Annotated in this window: 15 protein-coding genes; 9 read left to right on the forward strand and 6 right to left on the reverse strand. The window is 62.9% G+C overall.

The window, feature by feature from the left end:
- Positions 1-33 precede the first annotated feature (33 nt).
- A complete protein-coding gene (locus KIT53_RS19290; RefSeq protein ID WP_053506350.1) occupies positions 34-327 on the reverse strand; it encodes a helix-turn-helix transcriptional regulator in 294 nt (97 codons plus the stop codon).
- A gap of 215 nt (positions 328-542) precedes the next feature.
- On the opposite strand from KIT53_RS19290, the gene KIT53_RS19295 reads away from it, so the two are divergent.
- The 9 genes from KIT53_RS19295 to KIT53_RS19335 all read left to right on the forward strand — a co-directional run bounded on the left by KIT53_RS19295 (position 543) and on the right by KIT53_RS19335 (position 8,002).
- Positions 543-890, forward strand: a complete 348-nt coding sequence (locus KIT53_RS19295; protein WP_150359718.1) for a DUF2958 domain-containing protein — start codon at positions 543-545, stop codon at positions 888-890.
- Between the two features lie 311 nt (positions 891-1,201).
- A complete protein-coding gene (locus KIT53_RS19300; RefSeq protein WP_150359719.1) occupies positions 1,202-1,975 on the forward strand; it encodes a DUF2285 domain-containing protein in 774 nt (257 codons plus the stop codon).
- A gap of 83 nt (positions 1,976-2,058) precedes the next feature.
- A complete protein-coding gene (locus tag KIT53_RS19305; RefSeq protein WP_150359720.1) occupies positions 2,059-2,340 on the forward strand; it encodes a helix-turn-helix domain-containing protein in 282 nt (93 codons plus the stop codon).
- Positions 2,341-2,366: 26 nt separating this feature from the next.
- Positions 2,367-3,227, forward strand: coding sequence for a replication initiator protein A (locus KIT53_RS19310; protein ID WP_150359721.1), 861 nt, complete (start codon positions 2,367-2,369; stop codon positions 3,225-3,227).
- A gap of 253 nt (positions 3,228-3,480) precedes the next feature.
- The gene (parA, locus tag KIT53_RS19315) at positions 3,481-4,119 is read left to right on the forward strand and encodes a ParA family partition ATPase (protein ID WP_150359723.1); all 639 of its coding nucleotides are present in this window, start codon (positions 3,481-3,483) and stop codon (positions 4,117-4,119) included.
- Entirely contained in the window at positions 4,116-4,400 is a 285-nt protein-coding gene (locus KIT53_RS19320) for a chromosome partitioning protein ParB (RefSeq protein WP_150359724.1), read from the forward strand. Before parA ends, KIT53_RS19320 begins: the two co-directional genes overlap by 4 nt.
- Positions 4,397-4,942 carry a DUF2840 domain-containing protein gene (locus tag KIT53_RS19325; RefSeq protein ID WP_150359725.1) on the forward strand — a complete coding sequence of 182 codons (546 nt, stop codon included), beginning with the start codon at positions 4,397-4,399 and terminating at the stop codon, positions 4,940-4,942. Before KIT53_RS19320 ends, KIT53_RS19325 begins: the two co-directional genes overlap by 4 nt.
- On the forward strand, positions 4,939-5,535 hold the full coding sequence (locus KIT53_RS19330; protein WP_150359726.1) for a S26 family signal peptidase: 597 nt from the start codon (positions 4,939-4,941) through the stop codon (positions 5,533-5,535). Before KIT53_RS19325 ends, KIT53_RS19330 begins: the two co-directional genes overlap by 4 nt.
- Before the next feature lie 472 nt (positions 5,536-6,007).
- On the forward strand, positions 6,008-8,002 hold the full coding sequence (locus KIT53_RS19335) for a relaxase/mobilization nuclease and DUF3363 domain-containing protein (protein WP_150359728.1): 1,995 nt from the start codon (positions 6,008-6,010) through the stop codon (positions 8,000-8,002).
- A gap of 40 nt (positions 8,003-8,042) precedes the next feature.
- Here KIT53_RS19335 and KIT53_RS19340 read toward each other — a convergent pair whose 3' ends face one another.
- The 5 genes from KIT53_RS19340 to KIT53_RS19360 are packed head-to-tail and all read right to left on the reverse strand — an operon-like array spanning position 8,043 to position 18,215.
- Positions 8,043-10,832, reverse strand: a complete 2,790-nt coding sequence (locus tag KIT53_RS19340) for an SNF2-related protein (RefSeq protein ID WP_190953015.1) — start codon at positions 10,830-10,832, stop codon at positions 8,043-8,045.
- Between the two features lie 9 nt (positions 10,833-10,841).
- Positions 10,842-11,354 (reverse strand): hypothetical protein, encoded by a 513-nt coding sequence (locus KIT53_RS19345; protein WP_150359729.1) that lies wholly within the window; start codon positions 11,352-11,354, stop codon positions 10,842-10,844.
- Positions 11,351-14,563, reverse strand: a complete 3,213-nt coding sequence (locus KIT53_RS19350) for a DUF1156 domain-containing protein (RefSeq protein WP_150359730.1) — start codon at positions 14,561-14,563, stop codon at positions 11,351-11,353. Before KIT53_RS19350 ends, KIT53_RS19345 begins: the two co-directional genes overlap by 4 nt.
- The gene (locus KIT53_RS19355; RefSeq protein ID WP_150359731.1) at positions 14,563-17,187 is read right to left on the reverse strand and encodes a S8 family peptidase; all 2,625 of its coding nucleotides are present in this window, start codon (positions 17,185-17,187) and stop codon (positions 14,563-14,565) included. The genes KIT53_RS19350 and KIT53_RS19355 overlap by 1 nt, the downstream gene beginning before the upstream one ends.
- A complete protein-coding gene (locus KIT53_RS19360; protein WP_099605299.1) occupies positions 17,187-18,215 on the reverse strand; it encodes an ATP-binding protein in 1,029 nt (342 codons plus the stop codon). The genes KIT53_RS19355 and KIT53_RS19360 overlap by 1 nt, the downstream gene beginning before the upstream one ends.
- Between the last annotated feature and the right edge of the window lie 8 nt (positions 18,216-18,223).

The following is an 18,223-nucleotide window of genomic DNA, read 5'->3' on the forward strand; positions in this document are numbered from 1 at the left end:
GAACCGGCCTGCGCCGGATCGACCCTGCCCAGCCTACGGCAGGGCTGCCGCTGCGAGCTGGCTTTCAGCCTCGCTCATCAGCACCGCAGTGCTGCATTCGAGCGCGCCGGCAATCTTGAAGATGATCGCCAGCGTTGGCATGTGCTCGCCGCGCTCGATCTTGCCCATGTGCGACCGTTCGACGCCAGCCAGGTGCGCCAGCGATTCTTGCGCGATACCGCGCTCTATCCGCAGCGCACGCACCGCAGCGCCGAAGGCGTGAGCCAACTCGGCGTCATGGGTGGTGGAGCCAGCCGGTCGGCCGGGCTGGACGGATCGCTTCTGCATGGACAGAAGCGTCGATTCGCCGCACAATTAAAACCACGTTATCTTTAACTCATTCATCAAAGCCCCACCGTTTTACGCTTCTGCAGAAATCCGTATTTACGGACTCCGACAAAGGAGCAGACCCACGGAATCACAATCGTGTTCATGCCCAAATCCGCCGATACGGTTTTGTGCTTTCACGCTTTGGCGGATTCGTGCAGCCGACGGGAATCGCCATGAATCCGCTCATCACCGAGGACGACCGTGTGCGCCTGCTGGCCCACGGCCAGGCCCGCGCCGCTGGCCGGGCCATCGACCCGGTGCCCGTGGTCCGGTTGTTCACGCCGGACGCGCATGTGACTTGGCTGCTGGCCGCGCTCGATCCCGCCGATGGCGACACCGCCTGGGGACTTATCGACCTGGGGATCGGTATGCCGGCGCAAGGCACCGTCAAGCTATCCGAGCTGGCCGGCATCGTCGGGCCGCGCCAGCAGCCCGTGATGCGTGACCTCTATTTCTGCCCAACGCGCACGCTGTCGGAATACACCCGGCTGGCCCAGCGCGACGGGGCTATCCCGGACTGAACAAGGCTGACTGTGATTTTTTCAGTCTGGTGTCATGCCGGTCAGGTCTCAATCGGCATTCTTGCGGCATACCCCGGCCAGTCTGATCGAAACAGTCATGATGCGTGGCGCGGGTTGCGGCAGGCTGGTCAATGCAGCGCTCCAAGTTCGGAGTGCTGCCGCCGCCGTATTGAGACAAACACTGCAACGCATCGGAGCCATTCGGTCTTGACCCCTTCCACCTATCTTGAAACTCCCATTTTTCCAACGATGGCGATGTAGCGCGTAGTCTCTTCCGTGACGGCGAATCCTGTTCTCAGGGAGGAGGCGTCATGGTCAACCCCCATCACCTCGCGCACTGGTATCCCACTGCGGCGTACCTGTTTGTCCTGTGGCTCGATGCGCTCGCGCTGGCTTGGGAATACCTGCGCAGGAATCCCGACTACCGGCTTGACTGGCTGCGCCATCATCGCCGGTTGCAAGCTGCGCAGCAGGCGGCGCAACGCTGGGGCTTGCGCCTGCTGGAAGACCCAGCCCTGGATGCGCGCGACGCGCATCCGGCCTGGCTGCCCGGCTCCGATGCCGTGGTGCAGCTCTACCCCGATGCCGATCCACTACTGGACGCCGCCGCGTTCGCGTTCTGGCACATCCCCGGCCATAAACACCTGCTGCATGATGGCAAGGGTCTGGCGTTGATCGCGCGCAGTCCTGGTCGCTGCCTGCGCTTCGCGCTGGCACCCGGCCTGCAAGACGGCATGGCCGTGGTCCATGCCTATCGCGGCGGCACTACCGCGCCTGCGCGCGGCTATGCGCCGGGCGCAGCCATTTCCGATGCCAAGCCCAGGCCAACACCGGCCGCGCTGCTGGAGCTGCATACCCTGCAAGCGCTCGACGCCACCCTGGCGGGCGCGTCCTTGCGCGAGGTCGGTGAAGGCTTGTTCGGCGTGGATGCCTTGGCCGATTGGTACAGCGACGGTGGCCTGCGCTCGAAGGTGCGCCGCCTGGTGCGGCGAGGCGATGCACTGATGCGCAGCGGCTATCGCCAGCTAGCACAACTTTCGCCGCTTGAGAAGGGTCGTTCTGATGGTGACGCAAAACGACCCTGAGCAGAACAGCTTGGTTTTCTGAGACTGCCTCCATCCGGTTGCGCTGGTGCAGCCGGCGTTTTCAACCGATGGAGGTTCACGCCATGCGTTCCGCTCCCTTGCGGCCTGCCGCCACTGCTGTCGCTGCGTCCATGCAGCCTCAACGCTACCTGACCAACGACGAAGCCGCCGAGTACCTGCGCCTGTCGCCGCGCACGCTGGAAAAGCAGCGCGTGATCGGTGGTGGTCCGCGCTTTCGCAAGTTCGGCCGGCGCGTCATGTACGCCGTGGCCGACCTCGATGCCTGGGCCGCCGACCGCAGCTTCGAGACGACTTCCGATCCCGAGTACGCCGAGCACCACTCGGCCGACAGCCGTGCGCGCTGATCGGCGGCGCGCGGCAGGCCATCGCCATGTCCAGCCCTGCGCTGCCCGCGCGGCAGCAGCCGATGCAGGAACGCGAACAGCTCGACCTGTTCCGCGCCTTGCCGGGCGAAGGCGTGGCTCCGCGCGACAGCCAGGATTTGATGGCCTATCCGTTCTTCTCTCTGGCGAAGTCCAAGCGGGTCAAGCCCATCGACTTTCGCGCGGGCAATGTGACGATCCGCGTGGAAGGCACGCAGGAGCATGGCATCGCCACCATTTGGGACGCCGATCTGCTCATTTGGGCGGCCTCGCAGATCGTGGAAGCGCGCGACGCGGGCTTGCGCCCGTCACGGCTGATGCAAGCCACACCCTACGAGATCCTGCGCTTCATCGGGCGCGGCAAGTCGCTGCGCGACTACCAGCGCCTCAAGGCCGCGCTCGATCGTTTGCAATCCACGACCGTGGCCACATCCATCCGCGAGACGACAGGCCGGCGCCTGCACCGCTTCTCGTGGATCAACGAATGGAAGGAACTGGCCGATGCCAGCGGCACACCGCTGGGCATCGAGCTGATCCTGCCGGACTGGTTCTATGCGGGCGTGCTCGATACCGCTCTGGTGCTGACCATCGACCCGGCGTATTTCCGGCTGACGGGCGGCATCGAGCGCTGGCTGTACCGCCTGGTGCGCAAGCACGGCGGCAAGCAGGCATACGGCTGGCAGTTCCACTTTCGCTACCTGCACCAGAAATCGGGCAGCACCGCCAAACCCTACGACTTCGCCTGCGACCTGCGCGCGCTCGTCGCGCGGCAGTCGCTGCCCGGCTACGTCCTGGGCATCGAGCGGATGCCCGACAACGGCATGGAACTGCTGACGTTCCGGCCCGTGCCGCATACGGCACGGGGATAACTCCGGGACAGCCTGTGAATGGTGTCGTGCTATCAGGCGTGCGGGGTATCGTGCTATCAGGCGTGGGACTATCGTGCTATCAGGCGTGCCGATCGGCCGCAAACCCGCGCCAGCACTGGGTTTGCGCGTCCTCTAACTTCCCTAACTTAATTTCTCTAACTTTTAGTAGGGAAGCGCCGCTGCGGTGGACAACCACCACGCGGCCACAAGCACAGCAGCAAAAGCCCTGCTTTCCAGCATGGAGGGCCAGGCCATGATCGTCGCTTTGCTCAACCAGAAAGGCGGCGTGGGAAAGACCACGCTCGCCACGCACATCGCCGGTGAGCTGGCAATGCGCGGCCAGCACGTCGTCCTGCTGGACGCCGACCCGCAGGGTTCATCGCTGGACTGGACACAGCGCAGAAGCCAGCAAGGCTTGCCACGGCTTTTCAGCGCCGTGGGCCTCGCACGCGAAACGCTGCATCAGGAGGCGCCAGACCTCGCCAGGCGGACCGATCATGTCGTCATTGACGGTCCACCACGCATCGCCGCCTTGGCGCGCTCTGCGCTGCTGGCGGCCGAGCGCGTGCTGATCCCAGTGCAGCCCAGCCCCTATGACCTGTGGGCCAGCGCCGAGATGGTGGAGCTGATCCGAGAAGCGCAGGTGTTCCGACCTGTGCTGCGCGCGGCCTTTGTCATCAATCGCCGCGTCAGTACCACCGTGATCGGGCGCGAAGCGCGCCAGGCGCTCGCTGACCAGCCGCTTCCTGCGCTTCGCGCGGAAGTGCATCAGCGCATTGTGTTCGCCGACAGCGTGGCCGCTGGCCGGCTGGCACGCGAGACGGCGCCCGACAGCGCTGCCGCCCGCGAAATCACCGCCCTGGTGGACGAGCTGCTGCGGTGGCCGACATGACCGAGAAACCGCTGCCGAACAGCAAACGCACGGCAAAGCGCGTCGGCATCGGCGCGCGTCCACCCGCGAATCCGCACGCCGAGGCGTGGATTCGCCAAGGCGATGCCGATGCGCTGGGCAAGGGCGACCTCTACACGGCTCGCCTGACCCTCGACATCACGCCCGCGATGCGCGCGCGCATCAAGGTATCGGCCTTTACGCAAGGCGTGACCGTGGCCGACCTGCTGCGCGGTCTGCTGGAGCGCGAGTTTCCAGAACACCGCAGGGAGAACACCCCATGATTGCATCCGCTTCGTCTGCCGCTGTCGCGGCCACGGCTGCGCCGCCACCATCACCGGCCGCGCTCGCTGGCCAGCCTGCCAGCGCACCGCTGACGCGCGTGGCGCTGGCCTACATCGAGCCACGCTTCAAGCTCTATCTGCGCTTCGGCGAGCCGGCGCGCATCATCCGGCTCGACCGCTGGCGGCGCTGCGCCGTATTCCTGCCGAACGCGGTTCTGTGCCGTGTCCGCTGGCAGGCCAACGACTACGGCACCGTGCGCTGGCAGCTCATGATGATGCAGGCTTGCACGCCGCTCGATGCGGTGCAGCGCATTCCTGGCGTGCAGCCGGGTGCGCGCCTGCTGCTGCACGCCGAGGGCGAGAACCAGGTCCGTGCCGTGCTGGAACGCATCGACGCCATCGAGGCGCTGGGCATCGCGCTCGTCGCTGTCTCGCCCGCGTACTGGCGCACGCTCGCCAACCGGCTCGCTGCGCGCCTGCCACTGCCCGAATACACCGCCGAGCGGCACGCCGCCTCGCTGACCGGGAGGGCGCAGCCATGACCACCGTTTCGACTGCCGGTACTGCATCGAGTCCTCGCTCGCCCCGCGCACGTTTGCGCGCTCGCCTCGTGCTGGCGGGCATATCCACCTGCGGCCTCGCTGCGCTGGCCTGGGCGTCCTTCGTGCATCCGCTGCCGCGCCTGATCTACAACCCGTCCGATAGCGTGGCGGTCGGCTGGTATCGCGTCGATCCGCTGGGCCACGGCACCGGCTCGCTGCCACGTTCCTTGTCCGTGGGCAGCATCGTCCTGACCGCGCTGCCGCCAGACGCCGCCGCGCTGGCCGCGCAGCGCGGCTACCTGCCGGCGCGCGTGCCGCTGCTCAAGCGCGTGGGCGCCGTTGCGCCGCAGGAGGTGTGCATCACTGGCCGTATCGTCCGCATCGACGGCGAGCCTTCGGCCGCCGTGCTGCCCGCCGACCGCTGGGGCCGGCCGCTGCCATCCTGGCAGCAATGCCGTCGCCTCGAACCCGGCGAACTGTTCTTGCTCAGTGTGACCAACCCGGCGTCGTTCGATAGCAGGTATTTCGGGCCGGTCAGCGCATCCGCCGTGATCGGCATCGCGCATCCGGTCTGGCTGGAATCTCGCCCATGATGGCCGCCGACTCGCTGCACGTTGCCGTGCAGTTCATCGTGCCATCGGGCGTGTCGCTCTGCTGGTCGTCGCCGTGTCGTCGCGCGTGCAGTGCTGGTGCTAATCCTACGCATTGGGCACTGCACTTCGCGCTGTCTACGGCGCAGCCATCCCATGTGCAGGCGTCTTGCCTCGAACGCGCCCGGCCTGCGGCCTTCATCGCACTGGTTCGCGCGTTCGCCGGCGCGCTGGCTGTTCACGCAGCAGCGCCGCCGGGCCGCCGCTGCCCGGAGCGTCAGCGAGGGGCAAAGGCGGAAGGCAAGACAAAAGGACGCGGCACCGGGCCGCGTCGAAAGCCTGTCTGCACGTGGGGGTGGCGCGGCACGCAGCGGCTTCGCCGCCGTGCCGCGTGGGGCGCGAGGCCCGCGCCGATGCAGGCATGTCCGCGTGCTTCGCACGACCGGACACGCCATAGCTTGCAGGGAGAGCGGCCATGACCGGCCGCCGCGACGACGATTTCCGGGTGCGTCCGAGCGCCCCAAAGAACCGGGGTAAGGGCCAGGGCCAGAGTTTCGTTTCCAAGGTGCTCAAGCAGGCGGGCAAGGCCAGCGGCGGCAAGTCCTCGATGCGCCATTCCGCCGCGTCCGGCGGCCAGGGCCAGCGCGCAGGCCAGCGGCCCGGCTCGCGCCTGGGGCGCGGCCATACGGCAGCGCGTTTCGCCGGGGCGAAGCTGACGCCCATGTCGCGGCGGGTGACCATCAAGACGCTGCTGGTCAATCAGCGCAACGTCAGCCCGCAGTCGTTGGCAAAACACCTGCGCTACATCGAGCGCGACGGCGCGGGCCGCGATGGTGAACCTGGGCGCGCCTACGGGCCGCAGACCGACGAAGCCGACCTCGACGCCTTCAAGGAGCGAGCCTCCGACGACCGGCACCATTTCCGCTTCATCGTCTCCCCGGAGGACGGCGCCGAGCTGGACGACCTGCGCACCTACACTCGGCATCTGGTGAACCGTATGGAAGCCGACCTGGGCACGCGGCTGGATTGGGTGGCAGTCGATCACTGGAATACCGACAACCCGCACACCCACCTGATCGTGCGCGGGCGTGACAACACCGGCAAAGACCTCATCATCGCGGGCGACTACATCGCCCACGGCTTCCGCCATCGGGCCGCCGAACTGGCGACCGAATGGCTGGGACCGCGCACCGAGCTGGAGATCCAGCAGACCTTGCAGCGCGAGGTGAATCAGGAGCGGTGGACGAGTCTCGACCGCACATTGCAGCGCGAGGCCGGTGAGGATGGCCGAGTGCAGATCGAACGGTTCAACGAACCGCGGCTGCAACGCCAGCGCCTGCTGCTGATCGGCCGCCTGCAACACTTGCAGCGCCTGGGCCTGGCCGACGAGACGCAGCCGGGCACGTGGGCCGTCCATGCCGACGCGGAGAAAACCTTGCGCGCCCTCGGCGAGCGTGGCGACATCATCCGCACCCTACAGCGCGCCATGCGCGGCGAGCCGCGCGAACTGGCGGTGTTCGAGCCGGGAGACGATGGCCGAACCATCCTCGGCCGCGTGGCGGCGAAAGGGCTGGCCGACGAGCTGCGCGACCGGGGCTATCTGGTCATCGACGGCGTGGACGGCAAGGCCCACTACGTCGCGCTCAACGCCCGCGACGAGCTGGCGAACTATCCGGCCGGTGCCGTGGTGGAAGTAAAGGGGGCGGCCGACGTGCGTGCGGCCGATCGCAACATCGCCGCGCTGGCAAGCGGTGGCCTATACCGCACCGACCATCACCTGGCCGTCGCGCAGGGTCAGGCCGTACCGGGCCGTGATCCGCAGGAGGTCGTGGCAGCCCACATTCGCCGCCTGGAAGCCTTGCGCCGCACCGGCATCGTGGAGCGTGTGGCCGAGGGGCTATGGAAGGTGCCCGGGGACCTGCCAGAACAGGGCCGCCGCTACGACGCGCAGCGCCTGGGCGGCGTGGCCGTGGAGCTGAAATCGCATCTGCCCATCGAGCGGCAGGCCCGTGTCATCGGCGCCACCTGGCTCGACCAGCAGTTGATCGGTGGCGGCTCAGGCCTGGGCGATCTGGGCTTTGGCGGCGAGGCCAAGCAGGCGATGCAGCGGCGTGCCGACTTCCTGGCCGAACAGGGGTTGGCCGAGTGGCGAGGGCAGCGCGTGATTCTGGCGCGCAATCTGTTGGGCACGCTGCGCAATCGGGAACTGGCGCAGGCGACCAAGGACATTGCTGCCGAAACCGGCCTGGCGCATCGCCCGGTGGCCGATGGCCAGCGCGTAGCCGGAATCTACCGGCGCTCTGTCATGCTTGCCAGCGGGCGCTACGCGATGCTCGATGACGGCATGGGCTTCAGCCTCGTGCCGTGGAAACCCGTGATCGAGCAGCGGCTGGGCCAGCAGCTCGCCGCGACGGTACGTGGCGGCGGCGTGTCATGGGAGATTGGAAAACAGCGCAACCTCACTATTTGAAGAATTCTCTCGCCCTCGGATTCAGCGTGGCCCTTCTGCTTCAAGCGGGCGTCTTCAGTATCTCAACGTATCCAATCAGCTCGGCCGAATAGCTGCCATCTCCATTTGCCGCGCCCTTGTGTTTCAACTCACGTTGCAAAGTTGGCTCCACGGTGTGGGCAAACAGCGCCAGCCGCTGCTCCGGTGTAAAACTCGGCGAGATCGCCGATGCTTGCAGATACCGTTCGCATTGCCGCTCAATAGTCGGCACCCGTGTCCCGTCCTGCTTGACTGCGATGGGCTGCACCACCACACGGCGCTCACCGTTGCCGGCAGACGCCTCTACCATCCACAAGGACAGCAGCACCGGCTCGTCAACATCCCCAGCCACCGCAAGGCCGATGTCTTCGGGCGTCACGCTGCGCCAGCGGCCCAGTTCTTCCTGTACCAAGGGGTGATCCAACCCCATCAGTTCCAGATCGTCCCTGCTGGTGGCGGTATCGCGGTTCAGTGTGAAACGTGCACGGCGCGTGCCATCTGTTGTTACAAGGTCGTAGGTTTCTTCGTCCACCTTCAGCAGCTTCTGCTGGCGGTCTGCCACTGCCGCCGACAGAAAGCGCACCAGCCGATCCAGGCTGGAGGACACATCCGAGAAGGGCTGGTAATCATCGAGGCTGAAACCGTCGAGGTCTTGAAACAGGTCGAACACCACCTGCCGTGCCTCGCGGGAATTGGACAGTGCCGCTTCCAGCTCCACCTGGGTGCGTTTCAGTTCAGGGTCAGACAGCGCCTCCTGGTACAGGCGGTCGTAGTTCAACCGTTCGGAAAGCTGCCCCAGAATCTGCGCCCGAAGGTCCTCGGCCACATTGCCCTGGTCATCGACCTTGCCGACCGTGCGTGCAATTTCAGTCAACTTCTCGTCCAGCAGCAGGAAGATGCGCCCCTCGATGGTGTCCGACAGCACGAGGTTGTAGACCTGCGCCGTGTCGCGCTGGCCGTAGCGATGGATGCGGCCGATGCGCTGTTCCATGTCCATCGGGTTCCACGGCAGGTCGAAATTGAACAGAATGCGTGCGAATTGCAGATTCAAGCCCTCGCGGCCAGCCGCTGTACACACCAACACACGCGGCCCGTCTTTCAGGCGGAACTTCCGCTCTGCCGCCAGCTTGGCGCCGTGGTCGCCGCCGCGCAGCACCACCACGCCCTGGCCGGGATAAGCCTGGTCAATCTCGCGGGCAATCAGATCGACCGTGCCAAGGTAGGTGGCAAAGATCACGATCTTTTCATTGGCGTTCTGCCGCCACAGATGCCCCAAGCCATCGAGCAGCTTTTGCGCCTTGGTCTCGCGCCGCTGCGGGAAGATGCGCAGCAGGTCGCCAATGCGCAGGCGCTCCTCGGGCAGATGCAAATCGACCACAGCAGACGCTGCCTCCTCGGCGTGCGTGGCCGAATACTCGCTGCCATAGGGGTCGGAGGCCATTTCCAGTGCCTCTTCGTCCAGCTTCTTCACCAACCGGTACTTGAGGTCAGCCAACACGCGATCCACCTCGCTGCGCCCAACGCTGTCGCGCGGCAAGCCGAATTCCTCGTGAATCAGCTCGCGCGCTTCCTCGGTCAGGCGTTCGCGGCCTTCGATGTCCAGCTCCTTGTCGCGCAAAAACGCCTCGTGCAGCGTCAGCATCAACAAGCGGCGCTTGAGCGTGCGGCGCACGGCAGCAAAGCTCGATGCCGCGATCTTCTGGAAGATCGCCATCAAGAAGCCCAGTGCGCGCCCCTGGTTGCCCTGGCGGCGGGCCAGATCGAACCCGTCTTCCAGGTATTCTCGCAGCTTCTCGTAAAACAGCCGCTCCTCCTGGTTCATCAGGAAGGACTCGGTATGCACCCAGCGCCGGGCAAACAGCGGTGAGCCATCAGGTTGGCAGGCATCGGCCTTGGTGCGGCGGAACATCACCGTATTCAGGCGATGGCGGTTTTCCAGCATGTTTTCGGGACTGCCAAACAGCGTGGGGTTCAAGAGCTGCGCCAGCATCCAGAACTGGAAGTGATTGCCTTGGTGCGGCGTAGCAGACAGAAGCAAGAGATCCCGCGCGTGATCCTTCAGCGCTTCGGCCAGCTTGTAGTTTTCCGTCTTGCGCACCTTGCCGCCCGTGCGGTGGGCGGTCAGGTGATGCGCTTCGTCGAACACCACCAGATCCCAGCGTGGCGCATCCAGCAGGCGCTTGATGCGGGCAGGGCGCTTCAAGGTGTCGATGCTGGCAATCAGCCGGTCGTGTTTGGCAAAGGCATTGGTCTTGCGGTCGGTGATGTCGCCTTCGGAGCCAAACACCTCGAAGTCGAGATTGAACACCTCGTTCAATTCGCGGTGCCAGTTGTTCACCAAGCCTGCTGGCACCACCATCAGCGCCCGGGTCAACTCGCCCCGGCTGGCCAGTTCACGCAAAATCAGCGCGGCTTCGATGGTTTTGCCCAAGCCCACCTCGTCGGCGATCAGGTAACGCCGTGGTGAGGCAGTCGCAATGCGGTGCGTCAGCACCACCTGATGCGGCAGCAGATCAATGCGCGCCGAGGTCAGCGCCGAGGCGCTTTCCATCACCGGCAGTGCATGCGCCTCGTAAGACAGCCACGCCTTGCGCGCACGGTCGGAGCCGCCTGCCACCGATTGCAGAATGCGCTCGGTACGGGTGCGCTCGCGGCGTACCGAACTGACCGGTACGCGGCGCTCGCCCACCACGCCGAAGAACGCGCGCAGATAGCCATCGTGCGCGGGTTCGAGCACCACGCCTGGGCCGAATTCGGTGTGGGTGATGCGCTCGCCGGGCTGGAACAAATCCTCAAAATCGTCTGCTTGCACGCGCTGGCCTCAAGTAATCCGCAGGTGAAACAGGCCGGCCGCTTTCGCGCCTTCGCGCAGCAAAATTTCCTGCGGGTACTCGTTGGCCTCACCCCACAGAAGGCGCCCAAAGTCGAGTAGTTGCCCCCGATGCGGCGCTTCGCACAGCCAGGTCACTGCGTCGGTGGAAGCCTGCACGCGCAAACGGCCCTGGCCCTGCGGCAGCCAGAAGATCAAGGCTGCTTCGCCTGCGTATTCATCCTGAAATGACAGGATGGCACGTTTGATCGTGTCGCCCAGCCAGATTTCGGCCTGATCGGGAGCCAGCAAATCAAGGCTGCCCTCCAGCCCGGCCACCACCAACGTCTGCCCGCCGTTGCTGGGCAGGTCATCCGGCCAGCCCTGCGCACCGGGGGCTGCCGCCTGCAAAAACTGCCGCAGGCTCCACACCTCGCCAGCCGCGCACACCGTGTTGCGTGCTTCCTCGTCCCACAGCCAACTGGTGCCGCGCCGTTGCCATACCGTATCGAGCACCTGCCTCATTGCGCATACTCCCCATCGTCATCGAACAACGAAACCTGCAGCGGCTTGGGTGCCTGGCTGGCTTGCCAGGCTGAAAAGATCGACACCGCGCGCGAGGCTGCGTTGCGGGTGGTTTGATCCGAGCCGTTCTTCTGCAGCCATTCCAGCAGCGGTTTGAGCGCGATGTGCGGCTTGAAGTTTTCGTTCGTCAGCGTGTCCGAGGCATTGATGCCGCTGCCGTCCACGCAGGCACCGATCAGCACCAGTGCCTGATCCAGATCGGAGGTGAGCTTGCGCTTGTGCTTGCCTTGCCAGTCGCGGGCGAAATCCAGCGGCGCGGTGCGGGTGAAGACCTTTTTCACCTCGCTGCACCAGCCACGCTGCTCAAAGTCATCCGGTGTGGTGATGGTGCCGCGCAGGAACTTCTGCAACTGGTCGCGCTTCATCTCGGTGGCCGTGCCGAAGGTGCGCAGAAACTGGCGTGTCATCGGTTCGGCGTTGACCGGCGGCGGCTCCTTGCCCTTGTCGGCGTCTTCGTCGATGAGCTGGTTAATGCCCACCAGCGCATCACGCACGGAGATGGTGCGGCCTTCGTCCACATACACCTTGCCGTAGTGGCGCGAGAAGTATTCCAGTGCCTTGCCGCGCCGGATCACCTGGATGTCGGCGGCGGGCAAGCCTTCCTTGGCGTGGTTTTCCAGCATGGCTTGCAACTGGCGCACGTCGGCCATCACCTCGCGGCGCATGCGGCCCCAGCTCACCGGCTTGGGTTCTTCCGTGCGCTTGCGGCAGACGTGGATGATGTCGTACTCGATGGTCTTGGAGCCGAATTCGCCTTCGCCCTTGGTTTCGTCGGAGCGGATGGGGTAGGTCGCTTCGAGGTAGTACCCGGCATCGAACAACGACTCCAGCACCGCCACCCACGGTTCGTCCTCGCTGTGGTGGAAGGTGAAGGCCAAAATGCCGCTGGGCTTCAAGAGGCGATGCGCCTCGCGCCAGCACTGGGTGAGCAGGCGCTGGTAAAAACCATCCGGATCTTCCGGCTCGCGAGCACGGTTGGCCACCGCCTCCAGCGATTTGGGTGTGTATTCCGCGCCGAAAATCTGCGGGTACTTGCCCTTGAGCGCGAGACGAAGCCAGACGTAGAAAAAGTCGGCCAGCTCCGAGTAGTGCAGCAGGCCACCGAAGGGTGGATCGGTGATGACCAGATCGAGGCTGCCGCTTTCAAGCTGCGCCAGATCGGTGGACGAGCCCTGATGCGTGGTTGCGCCTAGCAACGGGTCGCCGGGGTAAACCTTTTCGCTTTTACCTGTCACCTCGCCAGCGATGGTCGGTGCATGCCGATTTAGGTACTCCGCACTGACTGCCTCCCACGGCGTTTGCGCCCATTCCCCACCTTTGAATAGAACTTCATAGGTGGACGACCACGGGCCATAGCCCATTGGCGGAAACACGCCTACTTCAACCACATTGTTCTTGGGATGGAAATTGCTGTTCGACATGGCAGGAGCCAGCTTGTCGAGTTTCATGTGCCAGAACGCGAGCGAGTTTTGATTGCGCAAGAAATTCTGGAAAGCGCCGAGCACGTACTCGCGCGTCTTCCAGTCGTAACTCCCAACTTCGACAATCGCCTTGAGCAGTTGCGCATGTACCAGCAACTGGCGCGGGTTGAACATCGTCCACCAATGCGTGAAGCCGTGGTTCGGCACGCCGCCTTGCAGGTGGTGGGTCATGAAGCCGTAGGGAAGCTCAGAGCGCGGCCAGTAGTTCTTGAGGTCGGTATCTTTACGCGCATCCCATTCGGCGAACGCGGAGTCGTACTGCCGCGCGTGCGCTTCGCTGTAGGCCGCGAAGAAGCGGCCACTGTAGGGTTTGCCCGCCGCATCGCGCTTGGGCGCATAGCCCTGCACAGCGTAAGCAGCCATCGGCCCGGTCTTTCCCGTGGCTTTGATGGTGGTCAGTACGTCTTGCACCGTGCCGCACGCCGCGCAGGCGTAGTGGGATTTTTTCGGCACCGTGCCGATATCCGGGGCAAAAGTGACGCCCGTCTCAGGGTCGGTCACTTCCTCCGGCAGCGTGCCACGCACCTCCAATAGGCGAATCTTGGATGCCCGCGCACGGTCCCAGCGCGTTGTAGCAGCCACGTCGTCCTGCGCTGAGCCGCCATAGGGCTGGCTATTCGCGTCCTGCTTCGCTTCACCCGCCAGCCATTGCGGATGCACCAGCAGGCTCAGTTCCACCTTCTTGTTCTTGCCCTTGCCCAGATTCACCAGCGCGGCGTGCCCACAGTGCGGGCAGATCACGCCGCGCCTTTTGTCGAGCACGGAGAACGGGTGTTCATCCGGCGCGACATACAGCGGCGCATCCGGCGCCATCCGTGCGGCTTCCTCTTCAACGTGGAATTCGCCGCTGCATTTACTGCATGTGTGTTCCCAGTGCTTCACGCTGATGGTCTTCACCGCCATCACCGGGCTGCTCATGATCGGCGTGCGGTGGCCGCAGCCCGTCACCTGACACGGGCCGTGTTTGGCCCAGAAGGTGTATATGACCTCCGGGCCTTCGTAGCGGTAGTCCTTGCGCTCGCCCTGCGGGATGGCGAACGGGTCGAAATCGGCAGGCATCGCCTTGTTCGACGGCAAGTGCGTCCACGTGCCTTTCTCACCCTCCGGGCCGTCGCAGTAGTAGTACGGCATGATCTGCGGCTTGACCTCGGCCTCGATGTCGGCGAGCAGCTTCTTCACTTGCTCCAGATCGACATTGGCCAGCTCTTGCTTGACCACAAACCACGCAACCGGATTGAGGTCGTTGCCGACCATCTGCATGCCCAGACGCGAGCCTTCCACCAGCGTGGTGCCGCCGCCCATGAAGATGTCGGCCACCTTCAGGTGTTTGAACGCGCCTTTCTTCTGGTGGTTGGCGTAGTAGTTGTCCCACACCAGCTTGGCCGCGTGCGATTTGTCTTCCGGGGCCTTGGTGGCCGCCGCGATCAACATCGAGCGGAACACGCTGGAACGGCGCCGCGCCCACCACTTGGACATCTGGTAAATCGGCTTGCCCGCGTTGCCTTCGATGATCGCTACCTGATTGACGGGCAGGATGGGGAAATCAACCTCCAGGCACGTCTTGGGACGGTTGGGATCGTTGAAATCGACGGTTTCCAGCGCGACAGGTTTTCCCGCACCGACGGCTTTGGCGACTTGCTGTGCGAGTAGTTCTTTTTTGGTGGCCATCAAGGCTGTCCTCCAACTGCGCCGACAGCGACTTGCGGCTGCAGTCGGGTGCGAAGTTGCTGATAAATTGGAATTTGAATGCCCTCGCCAACCTCCAGGGTCACAGCGAGGCCGTAAGGAATGGCATCGTCAAGATGGGCCGTCGCATCTTTCTTGCAGGCAACGTGCAGCAGAATGCTGTCACCATCTTGGTATGCAGCGATCTGTTTAGAGCCTTCCACCACCTCGTGCTGCACGGTTCCACGCAACACTTGGTTGTGATCTGCATCTTGGCGCGCCAGCTTGAGGGGTACACCACTCCAGCCGCCAACGGGGGATAGTTCCAGCTTGGCTTCACGGAAGTTTCGGTGGTCTGGGTTGATTGGACTGAACCATGCCAACGTCACTACCAACCGGCGCCACGCCTGACTGCCGGAAAGGTCTGGGGGCAGGGGGAACCGATATTCGTGAATTTCATTCTCACGAATCTCGCCACAGCCCAGCACCGTACCGCGCTGCTCGGTACATGCCAGTACTCGTTCGATTTGAACCTCGCCATAGCCAAGGTAACGTGCCAACAGCTCTTTGAACTGGCGTGAGTTATCGGATGTTTTCAGTGCCGCAGTGATTGCCTTGCTGGCATCGCCATCTTGTTTGGCTCCATGCACCAATAGCGCCTTGATGAGAACGGAAATCAGCCCTGGCGGAATGTTCTCTTCGTTTTCCGCGCGCAGTGCATCCAGCACTTCATAAATACGTGCGGCACTGCGGGTGGCAAGCGCTGTAGCATTGCTGGTGCCGCGCGTATGAATGGTCTGAGACAAAGCACCGGCTTGGTTGCTGTCCGATGCTACTTTCTGCCCTGGCGCGGCAATGCTGCTATCCACGTGATAGACCGTCTGGCTGTCCAGCATTGGAGTGCGATACAGTTGTCGGCCACCTGGAAATAATACTTCCGGTTTGATGGAACGACGAAACCCATGCCCCAGCCGAGCAGCAGGGCTAAACAGCACCGTGTTGGGCAGAAGATCTGTACGTTGCCCCGGATAGTAATTGTCAACGCCGTCGGCGTGTGTCGCTCCCACCGTGATGGCATTGATGGATTCTGCCGGGGATAGAATTCGCCGCACGGACAGTTGGGCCTGAATGCACTTCAGCACATGATCGACCCTTTGGGAGTCGGTCAATGCCAGATAGTCCGGCCCCGATAAAGCAATGTCGATGGCGTCCGGATAGTTCCCTGCACTGACGCAGAAAAGCACACGGTACTTCCATGACAACCAATCCAGCAGCCTAGCCCAAGGGCTGGGCGTGTGGATAAAGGGGCGTGCCGGGTCTCCAATGGAGAGATTGATGACGCAAACACCGGGTGCTTGCGCTGGCACTGCGCCTTCGCCCTCAAACATTCGCCTGACTGCGCGCGCAATGCGATCCTCGAAAAAAACCTCATCGGGCACATGCTCGCTTCGGTTCATGGAATGAGGATCTGGCTGCATGATGGGAAGCACATACACCAGACGTGGCAATGGGTCAGATTCGCCATCCACCAGCTCACCATGCACAACTAAAGAAGCCATTGACGTACCGTGTTTTCTTTCTCCTGGTTGATACTGCGAAGAAAGATTATCCGGATCGTCCAGCAATAGGCGCCCCTTCAGCGCTTGGTGCTGGATGTTGGGCACGCCATCGAGAATGGCTGCAACAGGTGGCAGCTCAACTATTCCCTCGGCAATTTCAGTGTCAACGCCTTCGCCATCTTCCGTTACGGCGAGACTTTGCCCGGTGGGACGGAAATACATGACACCATGAAACTTGAAGAGCTGAATGTCGGTATCGTGCGCCTCGGAATCCAGATCGTATAAAAGCTGCCGGATACGTTCTACGGGCAATTCTGCCTTGACCGCATGAAAGGCGATCTCTGGCATGTCGATGAAGCTGCTCAATGCTCGGCCACCAGCCGCTTCCAGCAATGCGGCAATATTGCGCTCGCTTTGTCTGCGCCTGTCTTCTGACTTGCGATAGAACAGCTCGATCTGACAGTGGATCGATTCCTCCGAGTTGTTGGGGTCGAGGGCATCTCTCCAGCGCCCCAGCATGCCTGTCTCGCGCAGAGTTTCTTCAATGCCCCAGCGGCGGATTTGAACAGTTTGATTGAACACATCGCGCCACTTGGTTTTCCCCATCGGCAACGCCTGATTGTTCTTCCATTGCTCCCATAGCGACAGGAGTTGCCGCATCCCTGCCTCATTGCTGAGAGACAGGAACATCCGCCCCTTGACCGCCTTGTTCGCACGCTCCCCTTTGGTGTTGACTTCAAAAAAATCCTCGTCGGGGGGAATGTCATCAACATCCCATTCCCCCAGCCACTCCAGTCCAATGGCTTCGACGGCCTGTCGGAACTCATTGACGCTGCCTGCTATTTCAATCACCAGAACGGTTTCAGGCTCGAATCCAGCCACGGAGCCGCTAACGCTGGCTTTATAGCGATCAAATTCCTGTTGGAGTGTGGTCAGTTGCGTGCCTAGTCGAGCCACCTGTTTTCCATGTCCTGGAACATGGGGCTGACTTGACGGAAATCCGTTACCTGCGGGTGGTGCGATGGTTCTCGCTTGTGGGAATACGAGAAGAGGAAGAGAGGTTGCCATCAGCTATCTCCTCCCTCTTTGGCTGCTTCCTTGACAGTCGCCGCGCCTTTGCCGGTGGTTGGTTTCAAACGGCCTTTCCATTGCTCCAGCTTCAGCTTGGTCACTTGCTGGGCATTTTCCGTCTTCATGTCGAGAACGGCGCGGCGAACTACGCTAAGGCAAAACTCTTCGGTTTCTGCGAAATTCAACCCCAACAGGTGCTTCGCCAAGGTTGCCGGCTCATATCCAAAATTCACGTCACACCGCTGGCCAATCGAGGCGATGTATTGCGTCAGTTGTGCTCGGGTAGGTGTTAGCAACTCAATGCGCAATTGAAAGCGCCGCCAGACGGCTTTGTCCAAAAGTTCAGGGTGATTGCTGGCAGCGACCACCACTACATAGTCTGGCATTTCATCCAACTGCATCAGCAAGGTACTGACGACGCGCTTGATCTCTCCCGTTTCATGGGTGTCGCCGCGCTCTTTGCCCAGTGTCTCGAATTCGTCAAAGAATAGGACGCAGCGCTGTGTCCTAGCGTAGTCCAGCACGCTTTTCAATCGGCTGGAAGTTTCACCAAGATAGCTTCCCACCAAAGTTTCGTATCGGACGACGATGAGGGGATACATCAGCTCGAACGCCAGCGCTTCGGCCAGCGTTGTTTTGCCATTTCCGGGGGGGCCTGCGAGCAGAATGCTGTTTCTGGCACGAAGGTTGTGTGCATGAAGTAGCTCTGCACGATGTTGCTCTTCCACAAGCTCTCTTATCTGCACCCTGATCTTTTCAGGCAGCATTAAGCTATCCAGATTGCGCTCTGGTGTGGTTTCATAAAACAGATCTTTTTGTGGGGCGCTGCCGCTCATCTTGGTGACCGGGGAGCGGGCAGCTTGAGTGACATTGGGTTGCAATGCCTTGGTCAGTCGCTCCGCGAGCAAACGGTGTCCCTTCTGTTTTTCTTCTTGGATCAATCCTTCTGCGGCCTTGCGGAAGGCAAGCTGATCCCCACTGGTCGCGGTTTTGACCAAATCAACCAATAAATCAGCTTGTGCCATTAGCCCAT

The sequence above is a fragment of the Hydrogenophaga sp. genome (assembly GCF_026125785.1).
In the GTDB taxonomy this organism is placed as follows: domain Bacteria; phylum Pseudomonadota; class Gammaproteobacteria; order Burkholderiales; family Burkholderiaceae_C; genus Hydrogenophaga.